This window comes from Micromonospora tarapacensis (genome assembly GCF_019697375.1).
In the GTDB taxonomy this organism is placed as follows: domain Bacteria; phylum Actinomycetota; class Actinomycetes; order Mycobacteriales; family Micromonosporaceae; genus Micromonospora; species Micromonospora tarapacensis.
The window spans coordinates 2,040,896-2,063,176 of the sequence record NZ_JAHCDI010000004.1 but is presented as its reverse complement, the minus strand read 5'-3'; the positions used below and the strand labels follow the sequence as shown (position 1 = coordinate 2,063,176).

20 protein-coding genes and 1 pseudogene are annotated in these 22,281 nt (G+C 69.7%); 14 read left to right on the top strand and 7 right to left on the bottom strand.

Translation table 11 applies throughout. The annotated features are described in order from the left end of the window. Positions 1–13 precede the first annotated feature (13 nt). A complete protein-coding gene (locus KIF24_RS15335) occupies positions 14–469 on the bottom strand; it encodes a hypothetical protein (RefSeq protein WP_221084607.1) in 456 nt (151 codons plus the stop codon). Between the two features lie 190 nt (positions 470–659). Next, positions 660–917: a hypothetical protein gene (locus KIF24_RS15330; RefSeq protein ID WP_221084606.1), complete on the bottom strand. Its 258-nt coding sequence runs from the start codon at positions 915–917 to the stop codon at positions 660–662. A 172-nt stretch (positions 918–1,089) separates the two neighbouring features. Between KIF24_RS15330 and KIF24_RS15325 the strand changes: the two genes are divergently transcribed. From KIF24_RS15325 to KIF24_RS15310, 4 genes are all read left to right on the top strand, one after another. Then, complete coding sequence (locus tag KIF24_RS15325) at positions 1,090–1,497, top strand: hypothetical protein (RefSeq protein ID WP_221084605.1); 408 nt, start codon at positions 1,090–1,092, stop codon at positions 1,495–1,497. Beyond that, a complete protein-coding gene (locus KIF24_RS15320; protein WP_221084604.1) occupies positions 1,478–1,996 on the top strand; it encodes a DUF6879 family protein in 519 nt (172 codons plus the stop codon). Before KIF24_RS15325 ends, KIF24_RS15320 begins: the two co-directional genes overlap by 20 nt. 12 nt (positions 1,997–2,008) lie before the next feature. Then, a complete protein-coding gene (locus tag KIF24_RS15315; protein ID WP_221084603.1) occupies positions 2,009–2,848 on the top strand; it encodes a helix-turn-helix domain-containing protein in 840 nt (279 codons plus the stop codon). Between the two features lie 412 nt (positions 2,849–3,260). After that, on the top strand, positions 3,261–3,425 hold the full coding sequence (locus tag KIF24_RS15310; RefSeq protein ID WP_221084602.1) for a hypothetical protein: 165 nt from the start codon (positions 3,261–3,263) through the stop codon (positions 3,423–3,425). A gap of 18 nt (positions 3,426–3,443) precedes the next feature. Here the strand turns inward: KIF24_RS15310 and KIF24_RS15305 are convergent, their stop codons facing one another. The 3 genes from KIF24_RS15305 to KIF24_RS15295 all read right to left on the bottom strand — a co-directional run bounded on the left by KIF24_RS15305 (position 3,444) and on the right by KIF24_RS15295 (position 6,817). Then, on the bottom strand, positions 3,444–4,643 hold the full coding sequence (locus KIF24_RS15305; protein ID WP_221084601.1) for an epoxide hydrolase family protein: 1,200 nt from the start codon (positions 4,641–4,643) through the stop codon (positions 3,444–3,446). A gap of 114 nt (positions 4,644–4,757) precedes the next feature. Continuing rightward, positions 4,758–5,723 carry a family 43 glycosylhydrolase gene (locus KIF24_RS15300; protein ID WP_221084600.1) on the bottom strand — a complete coding sequence of 322 codons (966 nt, stop codon included), beginning with the start codon at positions 5,721–5,723 and terminating at the stop codon, positions 4,758–4,760. Between the two features lie 68 nt (positions 5,724–5,791). Beyond that, on the bottom strand, positions 5,792–6,817 hold the full coding sequence (locus KIF24_RS15295) for a LacI family DNA-binding transcriptional regulator (RefSeq protein WP_221084599.1): 1,026 nt from the start codon (positions 6,815–6,817) through the stop codon (positions 5,792–5,794). 298 nt (positions 6,818–7,115) lie between these two features. On the opposite strand from KIF24_RS15295, the gene KIF24_RS15290 reads away from it, so the two are divergent. The 4 genes from KIF24_RS15290 to KIF24_RS15275 are packed head-to-tail and all read left to right on the top strand — an operon-like array spanning position 7,116 to position 11,422. Then, complete coding sequence (locus KIF24_RS15290) at positions 7,116–8,477, top strand: ABC transporter substrate-binding protein (protein ID WP_221084598.1); 1,362 nt, start codon at positions 7,116–7,118, stop codon at positions 8,475–8,477. Further along, a complete protein-coding gene (locus KIF24_RS15285) occupies positions 8,474–9,439 on the top strand; it encodes a carbohydrate ABC transporter permease (protein ID WP_221084597.1) in 966 nt (321 codons plus the stop codon). Before KIF24_RS15290 ends, KIF24_RS15285 begins: the two co-directional genes overlap by 4 nt. Further along, positions 9,439–10,266, top strand: coding sequence for a carbohydrate ABC transporter permease (locus tag KIF24_RS15280; RefSeq protein ID WP_221084596.1), 828 nt, complete (start codon positions 9,439–9,441; stop codon positions 10,264–10,266). The genes KIF24_RS15285 and KIF24_RS15280 overlap by 1 nt, the downstream gene beginning before the upstream one ends. A 4-nt stretch (positions 10,267–10,270) precedes the next feature. Next, a complete protein-coding gene (locus tag KIF24_RS15275) occupies positions 10,271–11,422 on the top strand; it encodes a serine hydrolase domain-containing protein (protein WP_221084595.1) in 1,152 nt (383 codons plus the stop codon). A gap of 140 nt (positions 11,423–11,562) precedes the next feature. On the opposite strand, the pseudogene KIF24_RS15270 reads toward KIF24_RS15275, so the two are convergent. Further along, positions 11,563–11,845 (bottom strand): annotated as a pseudogene (locus KIF24_RS15270) (VOC family protein). 712 nt (positions 11,846–12,557) lie between these two features. On the opposite strand from KIF24_RS15270, the gene KIF24_RS15265 reads away from it, so the two are divergent. From KIF24_RS15265 to KIF24_RS15250, 4 genes are all read left to right on the top strand, one after another. After that, on the top strand, positions 12,558–13,625 hold the full coding sequence (locus KIF24_RS15265; RefSeq protein ID WP_221084594.1) for a sugar ABC transporter substrate-binding protein: 1,068 nt from the start codon (positions 12,558–12,560) through the stop codon (positions 13,623–13,625). Continuing rightward, on the top strand, positions 13,622–15,163 hold the full coding sequence (locus tag KIF24_RS15260) for a sugar ABC transporter ATP-binding protein (protein ID WP_221084593.1): 1,542 nt from the start codon (positions 13,622–13,624) through the stop codon (positions 15,161–15,163). Before KIF24_RS15265 ends, KIF24_RS15260 begins: the two co-directional genes overlap by 4 nt. Continuing rightward, positions 15,156–16,199, top strand: a complete 1,044-nt coding sequence (locus tag KIF24_RS15255) for an ABC transporter permease (protein WP_221084592.1) — start codon at positions 15,156–15,158, stop codon at positions 16,197–16,199. Before KIF24_RS15260 ends, KIF24_RS15255 begins: the two co-directional genes overlap by 8 nt. A gap of 76 nt (positions 16,200–16,275) precedes the next feature. After that, complete coding sequence (locus KIF24_RS15250; protein WP_221084591.1) at positions 16,276–17,601, top strand: enolase C-terminal domain-like protein; 1,326 nt, start codon at positions 16,276–16,278, stop codon at positions 17,599–17,601. A 155-nt stretch (positions 17,602–17,756) separates the two neighbouring features. Here the strand turns inward: KIF24_RS15250 and KIF24_RS15245 are convergent, their stop codons facing one another. Then, the gene (locus KIF24_RS15245) at positions 17,757–18,452 is read right to left on the bottom strand and encodes a FadR/GntR family transcriptional regulator (RefSeq protein WP_221084590.1); all 696 of its coding nucleotides are present in this window, start codon (positions 18,450–18,452) and stop codon (positions 17,757–17,759) included. Positions 18,453–18,624: 172 nt separating this feature from the next. On the opposite strand from KIF24_RS15245, the gene KIF24_RS15240 reads away from it, so the two are divergent. Further along, positions 18,625–18,960 (top strand): L-rhamnose mutarotase, encoded by a 336-nt coding sequence (locus KIF24_RS15240; protein ID WP_221084589.1) that lies wholly within the window; start codon positions 18,625–18,627, stop codon positions 18,958–18,960. Positions 18,961–19,278: 318 nt separating this feature from the next. Next, positions 19,279–22,281 carry a glycoside hydrolase family 95 protein gene (locus KIF24_RS15235; RefSeq protein ID WP_230415631.1) on the top strand — a complete coding sequence of 1,001 codons (3,003 nt, stop codon included), beginning with the start codon at positions 19,279–19,281 and terminating at the stop codon, positions 22,279–22,281.

Sequence of the window (22,281 nt, the reverse complement as noted above, 5' to 3'; positions counted from 1 at the left end):
CGCCGGGCTGCCCCTAGAACAACGTCGCCGCTTCTTCGATCACGTCGCCGATCGCCAGCCGCTCCACCTCGTCAACGTCCAGCGTCAGCGTGACCGCCGCGTGGTCGGTCAACCGCAGTTCGCGCGTCTCGTGCAGGTACGCACAACCCGTGATACGCCCGGCCAGCTCACGCCCGATGTGGAAGTAGTCGTAGCGGTAGCCGTCGCCGGTTCGCCCGATCCAGGAGTACGGCTGCTCGCCGGGCGAGCACCGTTCGTGCGCGTCGACCAGGCCGTGCGCCTCCAGGGCTTCGAGTAGGCCGAACTCGAAGGGCAGGAAGCCGGGATGCAGCGGCCGATGATGCCGGGCGATGACGTTGTAGTCGCCACCCAGCACCAGCCGGTCGCGCCGCTCGGGCGGCAGCTCGTCGAGGGCTCGCAGGAGCGAACGGACGAACATCTGGCGCGACGGCTTCGGCGAGGAAGGCATCCGCGAACAGCCAGCAAAAGCACGGCATCGGCAGGTGACACCGGGTGCAGGTCGCGTCGCGGCTCAGCGGGTCGGGCAGGTGCGAGCGCCACAGACTCGACGCCAACTCCCAGCCGATGACCACCGGCACTCCCAGCGGCGGACACGGCGGAGGCGGGCACTCGACAGTGAACGGGCTGTACCGCATGGCCTACCGGCCTCGCCGCTCACGCGTCCCGGCGGCAAGGGTCGCGCTGGACCAGCGCTGGAACGCGCAGCGCCCCCGGGTTCCGCACGAGGCGCAGACCCGCCGGTACCACGGCCCGGTGAGCCGGTGGGTCGTGGCGTACTCGCCGGCGAGCCTCCACCGCCACTCCCTGCCGACAGTCCGCACCACGCCGAGACCCGGCACGTACTCGGTGCCGCCCGGCAGAACACCGCCGCTGGCACGCCGTAACAGCAGTCGCATCGAGCCTCCCGCTCGGTCCGCCCCCACCGCCGATGTGGACGCGGACATGAGGAAGTACCGGGCTGCCAGCCCGGTCATCGAGTTGTAGAGATGCCTCGAAGCTAGGTCGGGGACCTGGCCGAGCCAACAAAGTTGCTCCGAATTGCTGCAATGTGACGGCTACTCACAGCACTTGACGGACATCGAAGCCTGTCAGAAGATGGGTGAATGGCAAGAAAACCAAAGCAACATCGCTACGGGAGGTGACCGCATGGAGCTACGGTTTCTCGGCAAGCAGACACAAGGGGGCGGCTCTCCGACTCTCTTCGCCACCGATCGCGAGACGTACATCGTGCAGGGTTGGAAGGTGCCCGAAGAGACGACGAGCGTCGAGATCCCCAAGGGCTTGCTGCGCTTCCTGGAACCGGACACGCAACTCGGCGTCCCGCTCCAGGACACAGGGCGTGACAGCTACATACTGGCCGGGGCCGCCGTCCTTGATCACGAGGTGATCATGCAGATGGACATCCCTGGCCACGAGACGTGCGTCGAGGTCGGGAAGATACGGGAGGGTGATGTAGGTGCAACTGCTGACGGGTGACGCCTTCGACGATCTGTTCCGGACGTTCGCCCGCACTGCCTTTCACCTTGAGGTACAGGACATCTACTCCACGCCGGAGGAGAGCGAGCCCTTCCGGCGTTTCCTCACCGGCGAACCCGACGACTTCGCTTGGCACCAGCCCTGGCTGACGCTCGTCAAGGAGACCACCGGCGCGGGCCGAAGCGTTTCCCGCGTACGGGTGGTGACGGTGCCCCACGTCGACTACACCCGCTGGGGCCTGACCGTCGCCGAGCTGAACACCGCCGCTGGCGAGGACATCCGTTGGCTCCCGCGCCACCTGACCGCAGACCTCGCCCTGCCGCTGGACGACTTCTGGATCTTCGACGACGAGCGGGTGGTCTACACCGTCTTCGAGCCCGGCGGCCGGTTCGCCGGAGGGGCGGAAACCACGGACCCCTTCATCGTCGAGCGGTGCCGTGCGGCACACCGGCAGGTCTGGGACCGGGCCACCCCACATGCCGCCTACGTTGCCGAGTGAGCAGGCGGCACCTTGTCAGGACCCGTCCACCAGGCGCGCGAAGCGCTCGGCCACCGGCTGAGGGACCTTCGCCGTGACGCTGGACTGACGGGTCGACAACTTGCCGACCTCACCGGTTGGCACAACTCCAAGATTTCCAAGATCGAGTACGGGAAGCAGACGCCGAGCGAGGACGACATCCGCGCCTGGTGCCAGCAGTGCGGTTCACTCGACCAGGTACCGGACCTCATCGCCACAGTCCGTAACATCGAGGCGATGTACGTCGAGTGGCGCCGCATGCTGCGCACCGGCACGAAGCGACGGCAGGAAACCTCCAAGCAGGTCGAAGGCGAAACCCGCCTGTTCCGGTGGTACGAGCCGGTACTCGTGCCCGGCATCCTGCACACGGCCGAGTACGCCCGTGCTGTCCTCGGCCGGGTCATCGCCTTCTACCAGGTGACCGATGACCTCGACGCGGGCGTGGAGGTCCGCATGGAACGGCAGCAGATCCTCTACCGCGGCATCCACCGCTTTCACTTCATCCTGGCCGAACAGACGCTCCGTACCGTCGTTGGCGACCGAGAGGTCATGATCGGGCAGCTCGACCGCCTGCTCACTGTGCTCTCCCTGCCACGGGTCCGCCTGGGCATCCTCCCCAGGACCCACCGCTACGAGGTGCCAACCAACCAGTTCATCATGTTCGACGACCGGCTGGTCCAGGTCGAGGCCGTCACGGCCGAGCTGACCATTACCCAGCCACGCGAGATTGCGCTCTACGCCAAGGCGTTCGAGGCGCTGGCAGAGGCCACGGTCTACGGGGAAGGCGCGGCACGGTTAATCGAGGACACCTTGCGTTCCTATCGGTCAGGTTGAGTCTGCGTCTCGTGAACGGCTACAACGGGCGCTGCTCTGGCCACCTAGGGTCACGGCGTGTGCGTGATATGGAGCGCCTACGCGAACACGCGGTTGGTACGAATGGAGAGGTTCCGCGCTGGGCGTCGCGCCAGAGGGACGGCGCGACGCTCGGCATGCGCCTTCATCGAGTCCCACTCACCAAGGTAGTGATCTTCAAACCTATCCAGTTGTTCTTCCTGTTCCAGCCCGACGTATGCCGCCCATGCCGCGAACACGCAGGTGGTCGCCGGCGACGGCGGCACTCCGGGCGGTGATCCACTGGGTTGGCCGGCCGCCGCGGCGCTCTACGGAGGCACTGCCCTCTACCTGGTGGGCACGGCGCTGGTGCGGTGGCTGTCGGGCGGGGGGCGTCCGGGTCGACCTTTTCGTCGTGGCCGGCGTACCGCTGGTCCTGCTGCCTGCTGGCCGGTCTCTCCCCGCCCTGGCGGCCATCGGCCTGCTCACCACCTTCATGGTGGCGGTGGCGGTGCTGACCCGGCCCGGCCGGGCGGTCGGGGACGGAGAGCAGCTTCCGGCCGCGCATGCCGGCGACTGACACCGGTGCCGGCGGCGGTCATCGGCGGGCGCGCAGCGGCCGGAACGCGGCCCGTACCTCGGTGGAGAAGAGCTCCGGTTCCTCCCAGGCCGGGAAGTGGCCGCCGCGATCGACCTTGTTGAAGTAGGCGAGGCCGGGGTAGACCGCCTCGACCCAGCTGCGCGGGGCCGCCCAGATCTCGCCGGGGAACGTCGTGAAGCCGACCGGAACCGAGACCGCCGGAGGAGCCTGGCCGGTCGCGCGGGCCGCCGCCTGGAACCGGCCGAACTCCCAGTACCAGCGGGCGGCCGAGGTGCCGGTGCCCGTCAGCCAGTAGAGCGTGATGTTGTCGATGATGGTGTCCCGGGTGAGACTGCCGACGGGCTCGCCGTCGACGAACGCGCGGGAGATCTTGTGGTAGCTGTCGGTGTCGTGATCGAGCATCCAGGCCGCCAGCCCGATGGGTGAGTCGAGCAGGGAGTAGCCGATCGTCTGCGGTCGGGTGGACTGCTCCAGGAAGTAGCCGAAGCCGTCCGTCACGAATGCGTTGAGCGCCTCGTGTGCCGCGCGCTCCTGCTCGGACTCCGCCGGGAGTTGGTCCTTGAGATCGATCGCCGCGGCGAGCAGGTTGATGTGGATGCCGAGCAGGCCCTCTGGTGCCTGGCGGCCCATCGCGTCCGTGACGGCGGCGCCCACGTCGCCCCCCTGGGCGACGTAGCGCGAGTAGCCGAGGCGGCCCATCAGCTCCGCCCAGGCGCGTGCCATCCGGGCCGAGTCCCAGCCGAGTTCGGTCGGTTCGCCCGAGAAGCCGTAACCCGGCAAGGATGGCAGTACCAGGTGGAAGGCGTCCTCGGCCCGTCCGCCGTGCGCGGTCGGATCGGTGAGCGGGCCGACGACGCCGAGCAGTTCGACGACCGAGCCTGGCCAGCCGTGCGTCATGATCAGCGGCAGGGCGTCCTCGTGCGGTGACCGCTGATGAATGAAGTGGATCTCGACGCCGTCGATGTCCGTCGTGTATTGCGACAGGGCGTTCAGCCTCGTCTCGAAGGCGCGCCAGTCGTGATCGTCGGTCCAGTAGCGGGCCAGCTCCTGAACTGTCGCCAGTTGTACGCCCTGGGAGCGATCGGTGACCAGTTCCCTGGTGGGCCAACGCGTGGCCGCGATCCGGCGACGCATGTCGGTGATCGCCTCTTCCGGCGTGTCCAGGCGGAAGGGATGGACATCGTTGTCGTTGGACATGTTCTCCGCCTGTCGGGTCGGGCCGACGGACGCCGGGACCCGCCGGAGCTGGCACCGGCCCATCGTGACATCGGGCCGGTGGCCGGCGGACCGGAACGCGACTTCTCGGTCGGGTCAGCCGGGGTGGTGGGCTCCGGCGGGAACCACCGTCGGGGCCCGCGCGACCAGACCGCCGGTGCGCTCGTAGCGGACCGGGATCGGGTCGCTGATCTCGCCGACGAACTCGCCGTCGGCGTGCTCGACGAAACCGATCAGGGACCAGCCGTCGGCGTCGGGGACCAGGCGGGGCGCGTACAGGTGCGGTTGCGCGACGGGCCGGGCGGACGCGACGTCCCACGGGCCACGGACCGTCGGCGAGGTCGTCACCCAGAGCCGGTGCCCGGACTCGCGACCGGCGGCGAAGGCGTTGGTGCAGAACAGCAGCAGCGGCTGGCCGTCGACGACGGCGATCTGCGGCACCTCCAGGTGACCGAATCCGGCGGGCGCGGACAGCGGCGCCTGGACGGTCCAGTTCAGCAGGTCCGGCGAGGTCGCGTGGCCGACGACACCACGCGCGTCGGCAGGTCCCTGGTTGGCGCGGGCGGTGATCAGCATGTGCCAGCCGTGGCCGTCCGGATCGGGGAAGACCCACGGGTCGCGCCACGCCTGCTCGTACCACATCTCGCGGTCGAGCAGCTCGTACCAGGTGGGGTCGGCCTCCAGGAGCGGGCCGTCGCCGTGCCGGTGCCAGGTCAGCAGGTCGTCGGAGACGGCCAGGCCGATGCGTTGGACCAGGCCGTCCTCCGCCCGGCCGACCCCGGTGTAGAAGAGGTACCACCGCCGGTCCGGGCCGCGCACCGTGCAGCCGGTCCAGGTGGCCAGGTCGTCCCAGGCCGGCTGGTCGGCGGGCACGAGCGCGTCGGCGAGCAGGCGCCAGGAGCGCAGGTCGGTGGAGACGGCGTGACCGATGGAGGCACGGCGGTGGCGGCGGTGCGGGTCGAGCAGGGCGCGGGAGGCGCGCAGGAAGAAGGCGTGCCAGCGGCCGGCGTCGTCCTGGGCGTACCAGCTGTCCCACACCCAGTGGTCGGGCAGACTCAGCATGGCCGGAAACGTACCAGTGAATCGGTTTAGCCGCGACAGCGGGTGACCCGGCCGGCGAACGGTCGGGGTCAGCCCGCGGGCGGGGCCACGGAGCGGCGGCGCCGCAGCGGCATCGGCACCAACGTGGGGCCGGCATGATCCCCGTCGAGCAGGAGTTCCACCGCCCGGCGCCCCATCTGCTCGTGCGGCAGCGCGGCGGTGGAGAGCCCCGGCCGGAGCCAGGCGGCGATCGGGTCGTCGTCGAAGGAGATCACCGAGAGGTCGTCCGGGATGGTCAGGCCGGTCTCGCCGAGCGCCTGGTACGCGCCGAAGGCGAGCCGGTCGTTCATGCAGATCACCGCGGTGGGCCGGGCGGGCCGATCCAGCAGGGTACGCATGGCGGCGTAGCCGTGCTCCGGCTGCCACTCCGGGCAGAAGCCCTCGCTGAGGAGCGAGACGCCGGCGGCGGCGAGGGTGTCCCGGATGCCGCGCAGCCGGGCCTCGGCGGCGAGGGAGATCTCCGGATCGCGTTCCTTCTGCCGGTTGCGACCGATCAGCGCGATGCGATCCCGGTGGCCCTGGCCGAGCAGGGTCTCGGCGACCACGGCACCGGCCCGCTCGTCGTCGGGCAGCACGCAGGGCAGCTGCTCCGGGCTGGTCGCGTTGAGCAGCACCACCGGGCCGCCGAGGATGGCCGGCGGTACGGCCAGCCGGCGGGTCGCCATGGCCGCGTAGATCACGCCGTCGACCTGGCGGTCGAGGATCGCCTCGATGGCGTACTGCTCGAACGCCGCGTCGCCCTGGGTCTCGGTGATCAGCAGGACGTGGTCGCGCTCCCGGGAGGCGTCCAGCGCGCCGCGGATGAGGCCGCCGGCGAAGCGGGTCGTGGCGACGATGTCGGAGACGAACGCGATGGTGGCGGTCTTGCGGGTCCGCAGGCTACGGGCGGCCACGTTGGGCCGGTAGCCGAGTTCCTCCGCGGCGGCGAAGACCCGTTGGTGCGCCTCCGCGGAGAGCCGGGTGCCCTCGCGGCCGTTGAGCACCATCGACGCGGCGGTCTTGGACAGCCCGGCCCGGCGCGCCACGTCGGCCAAGGTTGCTCTGTCGCGGCCCATGAGTCCTCCGATCGCGGCGGCCCGTCCGACGCCGCCGTTGCCCAATCATGATGCGTCGAGCCGCGTCCCCGGTCACCGGCGGTGTCCCGTCGCGGGACGCCCGGCCGATGAACCATCTGTTTCCAGACCGTTGCGAACTCGTCCTTGACAGCCCCCGGCAACGCGCGCATGCTCTGCTAAATCAGTTTAGCGGCGCTGTTTCGCCTCTGCGGTGGACGCTGGTGCGTCCGCCGACGTCATATTGGGACCGCGGGCCGTCAGCCGGGGCTCGGCACGCGGATGAGTCAAGGAGCACGAGGTGCCGGAGTTCTCGACGAGGTTCACCCGACGCCGGTTGGCACTGCTGGTGCCACTGCTGGCCGTCGGTCTGACAAGCACCGCCTGTAGCGCGCCGGGTTCCGAGCAGACCCCGTCGGGGGACCCCGACGCCGCGGTCAGCACGGAGCTCGGTAGCGACCCGATCACCCTGGAAATGTACGCCGAGACCGGCTTCCCGCTGGCCAAGGCGCTCGCGGACGAGTTCACCAAGCAGCACCCGAACGTCACGTTCAACATCCGCGAGGACCAGTTCACCGTGATCACGGAGAACGCACCCCGGGTGCTCGCGTCGGACAACGCGCCCGACATCATCCGGCTGCCCACCATGGTCGACCTGGTCAAGGACGGGCTGCTGAAGAACCTGGACCCGTACTTCGACGCGCACGGCTGGGACAAGTTCCCCGCCTCCCAGCTGGTGCAGCTGCGCCTGTCCGACGGCGGGGCGGTGCGTGGCAGCGGATCGCTGTACGGCATGGGGCTCGGCTACAGCGTGACCGGCGTCTTCTACAACAAGAAGCAGGCCGAGCAGGTCGGCATGACCCAGCCGCCGGCCACCATCGCCGAGTTCGAGGAGTTGCTGGCCAAGGCGAAGGCGGCCGACCTGCTGCCGATCATGCAGTTCAACAAGAACACCGCCGGCATCAACTTCCCGCACCAGGCACTGCAGAACCAGTACGGCGACCCGACCGCGATCGCGGACTGGATCTTCCAGAAGCCCGGTGCCACCTTCGACACGCCCGCCGCGCTCAAGGCGACCCAGACCATCCAGAAGTGGGCCGAGGCCGGCTACTTCCCGCAGGACGCGAACGCCATCGACTACACCGCCATGATGGGCGAGTTCCAGAAGGGCAACGGCCTGTTCATGTTCAACGGCGACTGGGAGTCGGGGAACCTGGACAAGAACATGGCCGGCGAGGTCGGCTTCTTCCTCTTCCCGGGTGAGACCGCCGACGCCAAGCGGGTCGCGATGTCCGCGCCGAACACCTTCGGCGTCGGCGCCAGGGCGAAGAACGCGGACGCCGCCGCGTACTTCCTCAACTGGTTGCACACCAACGACAAGGCCCGTGAGATCTCGGTGACCGTCGGCGGCTCGCACCCGGGCGGCCCGGCCGACCTGGCCCTGCCGCCGGTGGCCGACGGGACCGTGCTGGCCGAGACCCTCAAGGCCTCGCAGCAGTTGGGCGCCGACAACGGCGCGGTCGACTTCACCGCGAACGCGACCGGCGGCATCTTCGCCGCGGCCATCACCCCCGAGATGCAGAAGCTGGTCGCCGGTCAGCAGACCCCCGAGGGGTACGTGAAGGCGGTCCAGGCCGAGTACGAGAAGGAACTGTCCCGATGACGTCTGCCCTCGGCAGCGCCCCGGCCGGGCCGGACACCTCGTCCCGGCCCGGCCGGGGACACCGGTCACCCGTGCGGCCCCACCGGAAGCGGTGGGGCCGCACGGTCCGGTGGACCGGTTGGCTCTGGGTGCTGCCCGCCCTGATCATGTACGGCGTCTTCGTGCTGCGTCCGCTCGTGCTGACCGTGCAGTACTCGCTGTACGACTGGAACGGCATCGGGGCCGCCCGCTGGGCGGGGCTGGACAACTACCTCACGGTCTTCACCGACCGGGACCTGCTGAAGATCATCTCCAACGCGTTCATTCTGATCATCTTCTTCAGCTTCATTCCGGTCGTCCTCGGCCTGCTGGTGGCCAGCCTGGTCCGGCGGATCACCACCGGCCCGGCCGGCACCATGGTCCGCACCGTGCTGTTCCTGCCCCAGGTGATCCCGCTCGTCGCGGCCGGCATCGCCTGGAGCTGGGTGCTCTCCACCAACGGGCTGGTCAACCAGGCGCTGCGGGCCGTCGGGCTGGACGGCGTCACCCGGGCCTGGCTCGGCGACTTCGACACCGCGCTGCCGGCGGTGGGCGTGATCGGCACCTGGGTCATGCTCGGCCTCTGCACGATCCTGCTGATCACCGGCATGAGCAAGATCGACCCCTCGCTCTACGAGGCCGCCCGGATCGACGGGGCCGGCCCGATGCGTGAGTTCTTCGCGGTGACCCTGCCCAGCCTGCGCCAGGAGATCGGGATCTGCCTGACCGTGACCATCATCGCGGCGCTGGCCAGCTTCGACATCGTCTACATCTCCACCAGCGGTGGTCCGGGACTCCAGACCACCGTGCCCGGCCTGGAGATCTACCGGCTCGCCTTCTCGCAGCGTCAGGTCGGCCTCGCCTCTGCCCTGGCGGTGGTGCTGATGGCGCTGGTGCTGGTGTGCGTACTGCCGATCCAGCGGCTGACCCGGGGAGAGAAGTGATGAACCTGACCACCCGCAGCGAGCGGCTCACCGGGCGCATCTTCCTGATCGCGCTGGTCGTGGTCACCCTGCTGCCGTTTCTGAGCATGCTGTCGGCGGCCCTGCAACCGCGCGGCACCGTGCCCACCGGCCTGGCCTGGCCCACCGATCCACAGTGGGGCAACTTCGCCGACGCCTTCACCGCCGCGAACATGGGCGCCCTGCTGAAGTCGAGCGCACTGATCGTGGCCGGGGTGGTGCCGATCGGCGTGCTCATCGCGACCATGGCCGGGTTCGGCCTCGGTCACCTGCGGGTACCCGGCGGTCACCTCGCCTTCGGGCTGCTGCTGCTCGGCCTGACCCTGCCCTTCGAGGCGGTGGTCACCCCGCTGTACTACCAGATGCGGGACCTGGGCCTGCTCAACACCCGATGGGCGATCATCCTGCCGCTGATCGGCCTCTACATGCCGTTCGCGGTCTTCTGGATGCGCGCCCACTTCATCAACGTGCCCCGGGAACTGTCCGAGGCGGCACGGGTGGACGGCAGCAACACCTGGCAGCTGTTCTGGCGGGTGCACGTGCCGCTGGCCCGGCCGGCCATCGCCTCGCTGACCATCCTGTTGTTCCTGTGGACCTGGAACCAGTTCCTGCTCGCCATCGTCCTGGTCGACGACGCGACCAAACGGACGATGGCCGGCGCGCTCGGCGCCTTCCAGGGTCAGTGGGGGACGGATCTGGTGCTGCTCTGCGCCGGCTCGCTCCTGATCCTCACCCCCACGCTGATCGTGTTCCTGATCTTCCAGCGACAATTCATCAAGGCACTGCTCCAAGGGTCCGTGAAGGGATGACGAGTTGACCGACACCCAGATCCACGGGCACGCCGACGACGGCTTCGGCCGGGTGGCCGACGTGTTCCGTGACAACTTCGCCAGCCGGGGCGAGGTGGGCGCCGCAGTCGCCGTGTACGTGGCCGGTCGTAAGGTCGTGGACCTGCACGGCGGGTCCGCCGACCCCCGATCGGGCCGGCCCTGGACCGCCGGCACGCCCGCGGTCGTCTTCTCCTGCACCAAGGGGATCATGGCGATCTGCGCCTACCTGCTGGTGCAGGAGGGCCGGCTGGAGCTCGACGCACCGGTCACCCGCTACTGGCCGGAGTTCGGCCAGCACGGCAAGGCGGAGATCCCGGTACGGTGGCTGCTCACCCACCAGTCCGGCCTGCCGGCGCTGGACCAGCACTTCTCCCGCGAGGAGGTGCTGGCCTGGGACCCGGTGATCAAGGCGATCGAGGCGCAGACTCCACTGTGGAAGCCGGGCACCGCGTACAGCTACCACGCGATCACCTACGGCTGGCTGATCGGCGAGGTGATCCGACGGATCACCGGTGAGATGCCTGGTGCCTACTTTGCCCGCGCCCTGGGTGAGCCGCTCGGCCTGCGTACCTGGATCGGCCTGCCGGCCGCCGAACGCGACGCGGTCGCCTGGATGCTGGCGCCGATCGGCGAGCCCGTTCCGGCCGGCGACCCGGTCGCCGAGCGCGGCATCACCATGGGCGGTGCCTTCGCCTTCCCCGCCGACGAGAACGGCCTGGTCAGCTTCAATGACCCGGCCATACAGGCCGCCCAGATCCCGGGCGCGGGCGCGGTCAGCACGGCCGAGAGCCTGGCCCGCCTCTACGCCGCCTGTGTCTCCGAGGTCGACGGTGCGCGGCTGCTCAGCCCCGCGTCCGTCGACGACGCCGTCACGGTCCGCGTCAGCGGGCAACAGGTCTACGGGCTCCCCGACGCGGGACACCGCTGGGGTACCGGTTTCCTGGTGCACTCGGTGCCCCGCCCGATGCTCGGCGAACGCAGCTTCGGCCATGACGGGGCGGGTGGGCACCTGGCCTTCGGCGACGAGGCCCACCAGGTCGGGTTCGGCTACGTCGTCAACCAGATGGGCGGCTTCGACGACGAGCGCGCCAACCTGCTCTCCGCAGCGGTCCGGGACTGCCTGGGCGACAGCTGACCGACGGTGGCCCCGGCGAAGCCGCTCGACCGAGCCGGGGCACACCCGCGACCGTGATCGACCTACGGTGAGCGGATGTCGTTTGTCGATGCTGATCTCGCGATCCGGGCGGCGTAGCGCCCGGGGCGTCGGAGGCCCCGTCAGTCGAGGCAGAACTCGTTGCCCTCGGGGTCGGTCAGCACGATGAAGCCGGCCTCAAGCGGTGGCGCGGGCTCGACCCGGCGTACCTGGGTGGCGCCCAACGCGACGAGCCGATCACACTCGGCCTGCAACGCCGCCATCCGTTCCGCTCCGGTCAGCCCGGCCGCGGCCCGCACGTCGAGGTGCACCCGGTTCTTCGCGACCTTGTCCTCGGGCACCTGCTGGAAGAACAGCCGCGCCGGGATGCACGTAGCCCAGCGCGTCCCGCCAGAATGTCGACAGCGCCTAGCAATCTCAGCATCATCGATGTTAGCGTTCGCATCTAGTTGACCCTGCTCATGGTGTTGGCCAGTCCACACCCATGTGATCGCAAACATTTCGCGTCCGACGTTTCCGCCTCCCGGTTGTCGTCCACGGCGTCGGCTGTCGCCCTGCGGCCACCCGAGCCACAGGTGCCCGTCGAACGAACGGTCGGCCGGCCGGGTTGGCAGGATGGCCCAGTCGCCCAAAGCAATCAGTCTGATGTCTGCTGCGATCAAGGTGCGCTTCTGGGGGTTACCGGGTGATCCCGGACGTTGACGTCACACGTCTGTAACCTTTAACGTCTGACGTCTAAGCTTCGTGAACTCCACCACCCCACCATCGTGTCTCGGAGGGATCGCCATGTCCCGTCGCCCGGCTTCGCTGTGGGCCGCCCTCGGCGCGGGTGGGGCCGGAAACAACGACGCCATCACCGTCCTGCGGGTCACCTTCATCCCGGCCACCCGTCGGCGGAGCACGAACGTGACAACCGGGCCGGTGCTGGACAGCTGCGGCAACGTCGCTCCCAGCGCGCGACTGAAGCAGCGGAGCTGGGGCGGCAGCGCGAATCCGCCGTGGACATTCGCCCCTCGCATGAACCCTTCGCACGTCACGTCCGACACGGGCGTCGTCGTGGCCCGACCAGGCCGTGGCGACGCGCCTGAGGTGACGCCCCGGATATGGAGGAACAGCAATGAAAAATAGGGCACTGCTGAACGTGGGGCTGACGCTGATGCTCGGCGCGTCGGCCACCCTCGCGGCGGGTTGCGGTGACGGCACGGCCGACGGCACCGGATCGGGCGGCTCCAAGGTCGTCGGGGTGGACTATCCGCGCTCCGACACCGACTTCTGGAACTCCTACATCAGGTACGTCCCGCAGTTCGCCGACGAGCTGGGTGTCGAGGTCAAGACCACCAACTCGCAGAACGACATCGCCAACCTGATCTCGAACACCCAGACCTTCATCAGCCAGGGTGTCAAGGGTGTGGTGATGGCGCCGCAGGACACCGCCGCCATCGCACCGACCCTGTCCCAACTGGACAGTAGGCAGATCCCGGTGGTCACCATCGACACCCGGCCCGACACCGGCAACGTGTTCATGGTCGTCCGGGCCGACAACCGCGCCTACGGCATCAAGGCGTGCCAGTTCCTCGGCACCAGACTCGGCGGCCGGGGCAAGGTCGTCATGCTCCAGGGTGGCCTCGACTCGATCAACGGCCGGGACCGCACCGAGGCGTTCAACGAGTGCATGCAGAAGGAGTTCCCCGACATCACCGTCTTCGGCGAGGCCACCGACTGGAAGGCCGACGTGGCGGCGTCGAAGCTACAGACCCGGTTCGCGGCGGACCCGGACATCAGGGGCATCTACATGCAGTCCTCCTTCGCCCTGTCCGGGACCCTCCAGATCCTCAAGCAGCGGGGTCTCCAGGTGCCGCCGAGCGACCCAAAGCACGTCTTCGTGGTCTCCAACGACGGCATCCCCGAGGAACTGAAGAACATCGGTGCGGGGCTGATCGACGCCACCGTCAGCCAACCGGCCGACCTCTACGCCAGGTACGGCCTGGAGTACGTGCAGGCGGCGATCGAGGGCAGGACGTTCCAGCCCGGCCCGACCCCGCACGGCAGCAACATCATCCAGGTGCGCGACGGCCTGCTCGAGGACCAGTTGCCGGCGCCGCTGGTGACGCTGGACGGTGCGCCGATCGCGGGTGAGCCCACCCTGAAGTTCGACGACCCGTCCCTGTGGGGCAACAACGCATGAGCGGCATCCCGCCGGCGCCGACCGACGGGCTGGTCGGCGCCGACCAGCCCGTCGTCGAGGCCGTGAACATCACCAAGCGGTTCGGTTCGACGGTGGCGCTGGCCGACGCGGAGATCGTGGTCCGGCGCGGTGAGACACACGGCCTGGTGGGACGCAACGGCGCCGGTAAGTCCACGCTGGTCGGCATTCTCACCGGATTGCAGGCCGCCGACGACGGCGCGGTGGCCTTCGACGGGCGTCCGGCACCGCCGCTGGGTGACCGTGACGCCTGGCGCAGGCGAGTGGCCTGCGTCTACCAGAAGTCCACAATCATCGGCACGCTCACCGTGGCGGAGAACCTGTTCCTCAACCGGCACGCCCGCGGCCGGGCCGGGTTGATCGGCTGGTCGCGGCTGCGTCGTGCGGCGGAGCAGTTGCTGGCGGCGTGGTCGGTGGACGTCGACGTACGCCGGCCCGCCTCGACGCTCTCCGTCGAGCAACGGCAGTTCGTCGAGATCGCCCGGGCGCTCTCCTTCGGAGCCCGGTTCATCATTCTCGACGAGCCGACCGCCCAGCTCGACGGCGCCGGCATCAACCGCCTGTTCACCCGGATCCGGGAGCTGCGGGCGCAGGGCGTGACCTTCCTGTTCATCAGCCATCACCTGCAGGAGATCTACGAGATCTGCGACCAGGTGACGGTCTTCCGCGACGCCCGGCACATCGTCACCGCCCCGGTGGCGCAGCTGAGCCGCCCGGAGTTGGTGGCCGCGATGACCGGTGAGGACGTGACCATGCCCGAGGCCGACCACCGGCCGCTGCCCGCCGACGCGCCGGTGCTGCTGTCGGTCCGGGACCTGGTCACCGCCTCCGGCGCCGAGCTGTCCGTCGAGGCCCGGGCGGGCGAGGTGGTCGGCATCGCGGGCGGCGGTGGCAGCGGCAAGGTCGAGGTCGCCGAGGCGATCGTCGGCCTGGCCCGGCCAGCGGGCGGGACGGTCGCCGTCGGCGGCCGGGAACTGCGTCCCGGCAGCGTGCCCGACGCCCTCGACGCCGGTGTCGGGCTGGTGCCGCAGGACCGGCACCGGGAGGGCCTGGTGCCGCTGCTGTCCATCGCCGAGAACGTCACGATGACCGTGCCGGGTCGGATCGGTCGGCGGGGCCTCATCTCGCCGGCCCGGCGTGATGCCCTGGCCCGGGACGCCATCGCCGATCTGGCGATCAAGGCCGCCGGGCCGCAGGTGCCGGTCTCCGACCTGTCCGGCGGCAACCAGCAGAAGGTGGTCATGGGCCGGGCGCTGGCCAGCGATCCGAAGCTGCTGGTCCTGATCACCCCGACCGCCGGGGTGGACGTGCGCTCCAAGCAGACCCTGCTCGGCGTCGTCGAGGAGGTACGCCGTCGCGGCACCACCGTGCTGGTCGTCTCCGACGAACTCGACGACCTGCGGATCTGTGATCGCGTACTGGTGTTGTTCCAGGGGCGGGTCGTTCGCGAGATGGCCCACGGGTGGAGCGACAACGATCTGGTAGCCGCCATGGAAGGGGTGGATCTCCACCATGTCTGAGACGCTCTCCACCACCGCGCGGCCGGCCGCAACGCCGCCACCGTCACCACCGGGTCCCCCGTCGCGCAGCCTGGCCATCGCCCGGCTCCGTGACCTGGCGCTGGTGCCGGCGATCATCGCGGTCGCCGTCGTCGGGTCGATCGTCAGCCCGGTCTTCCTCAGCACCGACAACATCATCAACGTGCTACAGAGCATGTCGGAGATCGCCATCGTGGTCCTCGCCCAGACCATCGTGCTGATCACCGGCAAGATGGACCTGTCGCTGGAGTCCACCTTCGGCCTCGCGCCGGGCATCGCGGCCTGGCTGGTCGTCGACCCCGCGTTGACCCGGGGCCTCGGTCTCGACGTGCTACCCGGCGCCTGGGCGGTCCCGGTCGTGCTGCTCGTCGGTGCCCTCGTCGGCGCCTTCAACGGGTTGCTCATCGTGCGCTTCGGCCTCAACGGTTTCATCGTCACGTTGGGCATGCTGATCGTCCTGCGCGGGTTGCTCACCGGCATCTCCGGCGGCCAGACCTTCTTCATGCTGCCCGAGTCGATGACCTATCTCGGCTCCACCACCTGGGTCGGCGTGCCGGCCTCGATCTGGCTGTCGCTGCTGCTGTTCGCCGCCGGGATCGTCGTCCTCGGCTACACCCGCGCAGGCCGGGCGCTCTACGCGATCGGCGGCAACACCGACGCGGCCCGCGCGGCGGGTATCCGCACCGACCGGGTGCTCTGGACGGCCCTCATCGTGGCCAGTGTGCTCGCGGCCCTTGCCGGCCTGCTGATCAGCGGCCGGCTCGCGGCGGTGCCGTCGGCCCAGGGCAGCGGCGCCATCTTCCAGGTCTTCGCGGCGGCGGTGATCGGTGGCGTCAGCCTCAACGGCGGCCGGGGCAGCGTCTTCGGTGCCTTCACCGGCGTCCTGCTGCTCTTCATGATCATCAACGTGCTGGCCCTGGCCGGGGTGCCCGCGCAGTGGACGAACTTCCTCAACGGCACCGTCATCCTGGTGGCCCTGGTGGTCTCCCGCATCACCGGAGGTAAGGCACAGACGTGAGGCGGCCCGGCCCGGCGGCCGGGCCGTTCGCGAGGCAGACAGTCAGGCCCACCTGCTCGACCCCTCAGGAGTTTCGGTGAGTGAGCGCATCTCGTCCATAGAAACCATCGACGTACGGTTCCCCACGTCCCGGCATCGCGACGGGTCGGACGCGATGAACCCGTTCCCCGACTACTCCGCCGCGTACGTGATCCTGCGGACCTCGGCCGGTGCCGAGGGCCACGGACTGGTCTTCACCGTGGGCCGCGGCACCGACCTCCAGGTCGCGGCGGTGCAGGCGCTCGCCCCGATGGTGGTCGGCCTGCGGGTCGACGAGATGGTCGCCGATCCGGGGGCGCTGGCCCGCCGGCTCGTCGGTGACAGCCAGCTCCGGTGGCTGGGGCCGGAGAAGGGGGTCGTGCACATGGCCGCCGGTGGTCTCGTCAACGCGGTGTGGGATCTCGCGGCCCGGCGGGCGGGCAAGCCGTTGTGGAAGCTGCTCGCCGACCTCACCCCGGAGCAGCTGATCGCCCAGGTCGACTTCCGCTATCTGCGCGACGCCCTCACCGAGGACGAGGCGTCGGCGTTGCTGCGGGCCGCCGAGGGTGGGCGGGCCGAGCGTGAGCGGCGGCTACGGGCCGAGGGCTACCCGGCGTACACCACGACTCCCGGTTGGCTCGGTTACGACGACGAGAAGCTGGCCCGGCTCTGCCGGGAAGCGGTCGAGGCGGGCTACCGGCTGATCAAGCTCAAGGTGGGCGGGAACCTGGCCGACGACGTACGCCGGATGGGCATCGCCCGGCAGGCCGTCGGGCCGGACATCCGGATCGCGGTCGACGCCAACCAGGTCTGGGGCGTGCCCGAGGCGATCCGCTGGATGCGGGAACTCGCCGAGTTCGACCCGTACTGGATCGAGGAGCCGACCTCGCCGGACGACGTGCTCGGGCACGGCGCCGTGCGCAAGGCTCTCGCCCCGGTCAAGGTGGCCACCGGCGAGCACGTGCACAACGCGGTCATGTTCAAGCAGCTGCTCCAGGCCGACGCCGTCGATGTGGTGCAGATCGACGCCTGTCGCGTCGCCGGGGTCAACGAGAACCTGGCGATCCTGCTGCTCGCCGCGAAGTTCGGGGTGCCGGTCTGCCCACACGCCGGGGGAGTGGGGCTGTGCGAGCTGGTGCAGCACCTGGCCATGTTCGACTTCGTCGCGCTCAGCGGCAGCACCGACGACCGGGCCATCGAGTACGTCGACCATCTGCATGAGCACTTCGTCGATCCGGTACGCCTCAGCGGCGGACGGTACCGCGCGCCCGACGCCGCCGGCATGAGCGCCCGGATCCTGCCCGACTCGTTGGCGCGGTACCGCTTCCCCGACGGCCCGGCGTGGGCCGACGCCGATGCCCTGGCGGGAGCGCCGACATCATGATCACGCATGCGGCCCGGGGCCACCGCAACTCTGCGTTCGAGGGCGTTCGCCGTCCACCGGCCGGGGTCGCCGAGTTGTTCGGCTACGCGACCGTACGGGGCGGTTCATCTGATGTCTGCCGCGGCTCGGTCGGCCTGCCTGCTTCGATCCGGCCGCTACCCGTCCGTCGACTTCGCGGCGAGCACCGTACGCAGCCACGCCTCGGAGGTGTTGACATGCAGCAGGGCGCTGGCCTGTGCCAGCAACTGGTCACGCGCGCGCAGCGCGAGATAGATCGTGTGATGCTCCTCGATCGTCTGGTGCGCCGCGTCGCCCTCTATCAACCCGCGCCACACCCGGGCCCGCAGCGTACGACCGGAGAGCCCGTCCAGCAGCGAGGTGAGGGTCTCGTTGCCGGTGGTGGCGACGACGGTGTGGTGAAAGGCGGTGTCGAACTGGATGAGCTTCTCGGCGTCGTCGGTCGCCGCCCGCATGTCCTGAAGGATCTGGCCCAGCTCGTCGAGGTCGGCGTCGGTCATCCGCAGCGCCGCCAGGCCGGTCGCCATCGGCTCCAGCATCCGGCGCACCTCCATGACCTCCAGGAGCGTGTCGTCACGCAGCAGTTCCACCGCGACGCCGAGCCCCTGCAGCAGCAGCCGGGGTGCGAGGCTGGTGACGTACGTTCCGTCGCCGCGCCGCACGTCGAGCACCCGGGCCGATTCGAGCACCTTGACCGCTTCCCGGACTCCGCTGCGCGACAACCCCATCTGGGCGGCCAGTTGCGGCTCTGGTGGCAGCCGCGTCCCCGGGGGCAGCTCACCGCTCTGGATCATGCTCCGGATCTTCGCGATCGCGTCGTCGGTCAGTGCCATCCACGCCCCCTTCGGACCGGTCGGCCGGACGCCGTCAGCCTGGGGCCACCACCTGCGGCCGACACCGGCAACCCTCACCACTATAGAGACATCGGACGTTTGCCGGCGCCGTGGCTCGCTCGCCGTGTGGCTGCCGGGACCAGGATCAACCGACCTCACCGGAGGGTGTGACATGCGACGTTACGGCATGGTGATCCGGCTCAGGCCGGAGCACCGGGAGACCTACCTGCGGCTGCACGCCGAGGTCTGGCCCGGTGTCGAGCAGACGCTACGCGAGGGGAACATCCGCAACTTCACCATCTTTCTCCACGGCGACCTGTTGTTCGGCTACTACGAGTACGTCGGCGATGACCACGACGCGGACCAGCGCCGGATGGCCGACGACCCGGAGACGCAGGCGTGGTGGAAGCTGACCGACCCGTGCCAGGAATCGCTCGCCGAACCCGGGTCGGGGCACTTGTGGGCCCCGATGCAGGAGATCTGGCACCTGACCGAGGATCGGTACTGATACGCATCGCTCTACCGCGCTCCCTACATCTGATGAATAAGGTGCCTGCACCAGTCTCGGTCGGTGTGTGGTCCGGTCCGGCCGGGCCGCCCGCCGGGTGTGGTAGCACCCTGCCCTGGATTGCGTAATGCCTGGTGAGATTCGGAATTGACGGGACGACGGACGGGCCGTCGCCCCGGTCCGCTGGCGAGATAGACCGTTGCCTATCGCGCCGTCAGGCGGTAACATTCGCGAAACACATCTGATGTCTGGCCATTCTGGGTCTGTCGGCGATCAGTGAGGCTTCGCATGGCCGGATCGGTCACGGTTGGAGGATCGATGTCAGACCTGACTCGACGGCAGGCCCTCAAGATCGGCGCGGCGGGTGCGGGTGGCGCCCTGCTGCCGCTGCCCTGGACCGCCGCGGCCCGAGCGGATCCGGCGGCACCGCCACAGGTGCTGGCCGCCGGTGACCTGGCGCTCTGGTACGACGAGGCCGCCGGCACCGACTGGCTGCGGGCGCTGCCGATCGGCAACGGCCGGCTCGGTGCCATGGTCTTCGGCAACGTCGACGCGGAACGGCTACAGCTCAACGAGGACACCGTCTGGGCCGGCGGACCGCACGACCCGAGCAACCCGCGTGGTCTGGGCGCGCTGGCCGAGATCCGGCGACTCGTGTTCGCGAACCAGTGGACCCAGGCCCAGAACCTGGTCAACCAGAACATGCTCGGCAACCCGGTCGGGCAGTTGGCGTACCAGACCGTCGGCAACCTCCGACTGGCCTTCCCGACCTCCGGCGGGGCGTCGCAGTACGACCGGCAGCTTGACCTCACCACCGCGACCACCGGCGTGTCGTACGTGATGAACGGGGTGCGGTACCAGCGGGAGACGTTCGCCAGCGCACCGGACCAGGTCATCGCGATGCGGCTGACCGCCGACCGGAGCGGCTCGATCACCTTCACCGCCACGTTCGACAGCCCGCAGCGGACCTCCGTCTCCAGCCCGGACGGCACCACGATCGCCCTCGACGGCGTCTCCGGCAACCAGGAGGGCGTCACCGGCGCGGTGCGCTTCCTTGCGCTGGCCAACGCCACCGTCAGCGGCGGCACCGTGAGCAGTTCCGGCGGCACGTTGCGGGTCACCGGCGCCACCAGCGTGACCCTGCTGGTCTCGATCGGCTCCAGCTACGTGAACTACCGCAACGTCGGCGGCGACTACCAGGGCATCGCGCGGCGGCACCTTACCGCGGCGCGGGCCAGCAGCTACGACCAGCTGCGCACCCGGCACGTCGCCGACCACCAGGCGCTGTTCGGGCGGGTCAGCCTCGACCTGGGGCGTACCTCGGCGGCGGACCAGCCGACCGACGTCCGGATCGCCCAGCACAACAACGTCGACGATCCGCAGTTCTCCGCGCTGCTGTTCCAGTTCGGCCGGTACCTGCTGATCTCGTCCTCCCGGCCGGGCACCCAGCCGGCCAACCTCCAGGGCATCTGGAACGATTCGCTGACCCCGGCCTGGGACTCGAAGTACACCATCAACGCCAACCTGCCGATGAACTACTGGCCGGCCAACACCACAAACCTGTCCGAGTGCCACGCACCGGTCTTCGACATGGTCAGGGACCTCGCGGTCGCCGGCGCCCGCACCGCCCAGGTGCAGTACGGTGCCGGCGGCTGGGTCACCCACCACAACACCGACGCCTGGCGGGCCACCTCCGTGGTCGACGGCGCCTTCTGGGGCATGTGGCAGACCGGCGGCGCCTGGCTGGCCACCCTGATCTGGGACCACTACCTGTTCACCGGGGACATCGAGTTCCTCCGGGCGAACTACCCGGCGATGAGGGGCGCGGCGCAGTTCTTCCTCGACACCCTGGTGACCGAGCCGAGCCTCGGTTACCTGGTGACCAACCCGTCGAACTCGCCCGAGATCGGCCACCACGCCGACGCCAGCGTCTGCGCGGGGCCCACGATGGACAATCAGATCCTGCGGGACCTCTTCGACGGGTGCGCCCGGGCGAGCGAGATCCTCAACACCGACGCCACCTTCCGGGCACAGGTCCGGGCCACCCGGGACCGGCTCGCGCCGAACCGGATCGGATCGCGCGGCAACATCATGGAGTGGCTCTACGACTGGGTCGAGACCGAGCGGAACCACCGCCACGTCTCGCACCTCTACGGTCTGGCCCCCAGCAACCAGATCACCCGGCGCAACACCCCGCAGCTGTTCGAGGCGGCCCGGCGCACCCTGGAGATCCGGGGCGACGACGGCACCGGCTGGTCGCTCGCCTGGAAAATCAACTTCTGGGCCCGGATGGAGGAGGGCGACCGGGCCCATGACCTGATCCGCTTCCTCGCCACCCCGGCCCGGCTCGCGCCGAACATGTTCGACCTGCACCCGCCGTTCCAGATCGACGGCAACTTCGGCGCCACCGCCGGCATCGCGGAGATGCTGCTGCACAGCCACGTCGGCGAACTACACATCCTGCCGGCCCTGCCGGCGGCCTGGCCCAGCGGACGGGTCAGCGGGCTGCGGGGCCGGGGCGGTCACACCGTCGGCATCACCTGGAGCAACGGCCAGGCCAGCGAGATTCTCGTCCGGCCGGACCGGGCCGGCACCGTCCGGCTGCGCGGCCGGCTGTTCACCGGCAACCACACCGTGGTCGACGCCGCCGACGGCACCCCGGCCCCGACCACGAAGGTCGAGAGCGACCTGATCGAGGTCACCGTCGCGGCCGGGCGCACCTACCGGGCCACCGGGTCCGGCGGTGCGCCCACCGCACCGCCGCTGGAGCAGAGCTTCACCAACGTCAGCACCACCAACGACTACAACACCGGCGCCGGCAACTTCGACGGCAACGGAGCCACCCTCTCCGCGCAGGCCCTGGCCCAGGCCGGGGTCACGCCCGGCAGCACGGTGAGCCGCAACGGGGTCACCTTCCGCTGGCCCGACGTCGCACCGGGCGGTGCCGACAACGCCATCGCCTCCGGGCAGTCGATCGGTCTGACCGGCACCGGCCGTACGCTCGGCTTCCTCGCGACCGGCACCTACGGTGCCGTCTCGGGCACCGCCGCCGTGGTCTACGCCGACGGCACCCGGCAGACGTTCACGCTCAGCACCCCGGACTGGTACGGCGGACCGCACGGCGGTGGCACCGCGGCCGTCGTGATGGCGTACCAGAACCGGCCCGGCAACCAGCGGCACAACGTCGCCGCCTGCGTCTACTACGTCGGGGTGGCGTTGCAGAACAAGCCGGTGGCCCGGGTGGAACTGCCGAACATCAGCGCACGCCCGGCGGCCAACGTGCCGACCATGCACATCTTCGCGATCGCGATCGGCGCCTGA

What these genes read in the sequence shown, in the direction of transcription:
- KIF24_RS15335 (WP_221084607.1), bottom strand. Translation starts at nt 469, where the DNA reads ATGCCTTCCTCGCCGAAGCCGTCGCGCCAGATGTTCGTCCGTTCGCTC.
- KIF24_RS15330 (WP_221084606.1), bottom strand. Translation starts at nt 917, where the DNA reads ATGCGACTGCTGTTACGGCGTGCCAGCGGCGGTGTTCTGCCGGGCGGC.
- KIF24_RS15295 (WP_221084599.1), bottom strand. Translation starts at nt 6,817, where the DNA reads ATGGGCCGCGACAGAGCAACCTTGGCCGACGTGGCGCGCCGGGCCGGG.
- KIF24_RS15300 (WP_221084600.1), bottom strand. Translation starts at nt 5,723, where the DNA reads ATGCTGAGTCTGCCCGACCACTGGGTGTGGGACAGCTGGTACGCCCAG.
- KIF24_RS15285 (WP_221084597.1), top strand. Translation starts at nt 8,474, where the DNA reads ATGACGTCTGCCCTCGGCAGCGCCCCGGCCGGGCCGGACACCTCGTCC.
- KIF24_RS15245 (WP_221084590.1), bottom strand. Translation starts at nt 18,452, where the DNA reads ATGGCACTGACCGACGACGCGATCGCGAAGATCCGGAGCATGATCCAG.
- KIF24_RS15280 (WP_221084596.1), top strand. Translation starts at nt 9,439, where the DNA reads ATGAACCTGACCACCCGCAGCGAGCGGCTCACCGGGCGCATCTTCCTG.
- KIF24_RS15240 (WP_221084589.1), top strand. Translation starts at nt 18,625, where the DNA reads ATGCGACGTTACGGCATGGTGATCCGGCTCAGGCCGGAGCACCGGGAG.
- KIF24_RS15305 (WP_221084601.1), bottom strand. Translation starts at nt 4,643, where the DNA reads ATGTCCAACGACAACGATGTCCATCCCTTCCGCCTGGACACGCCGGAA.
- KIF24_RS15260 (WP_221084593.1), top strand. Translation starts at nt 13,622, where the DNA reads ATGAGCGGCATCCCGCCGGCGCCGACCGACGGGCTGGTCGGCGCCGAC.
- KIF24_RS15255 (WP_221084592.1), top strand. Translation starts at nt 15,156, where the DNA reads ATGTCTGAGACGCTCTCCACCACCGCGCGGCCGGCCGCAACGCCGCCA.
- KIF24_RS15265 (WP_221084594.1), top strand. Translation starts at nt 12,558, where the DNA reads ATGAAAAATAGGGCACTGCTGAACGTGGGGCTGACGCTGATGCTCGGC.
- KIF24_RS15235 (WP_230415631.1), top strand. Translation starts at nt 19,279, where the DNA reads ATGTCAGACCTGACTCGACGGCAGGCCCTCAAGATCGGCGCGGCGGGT.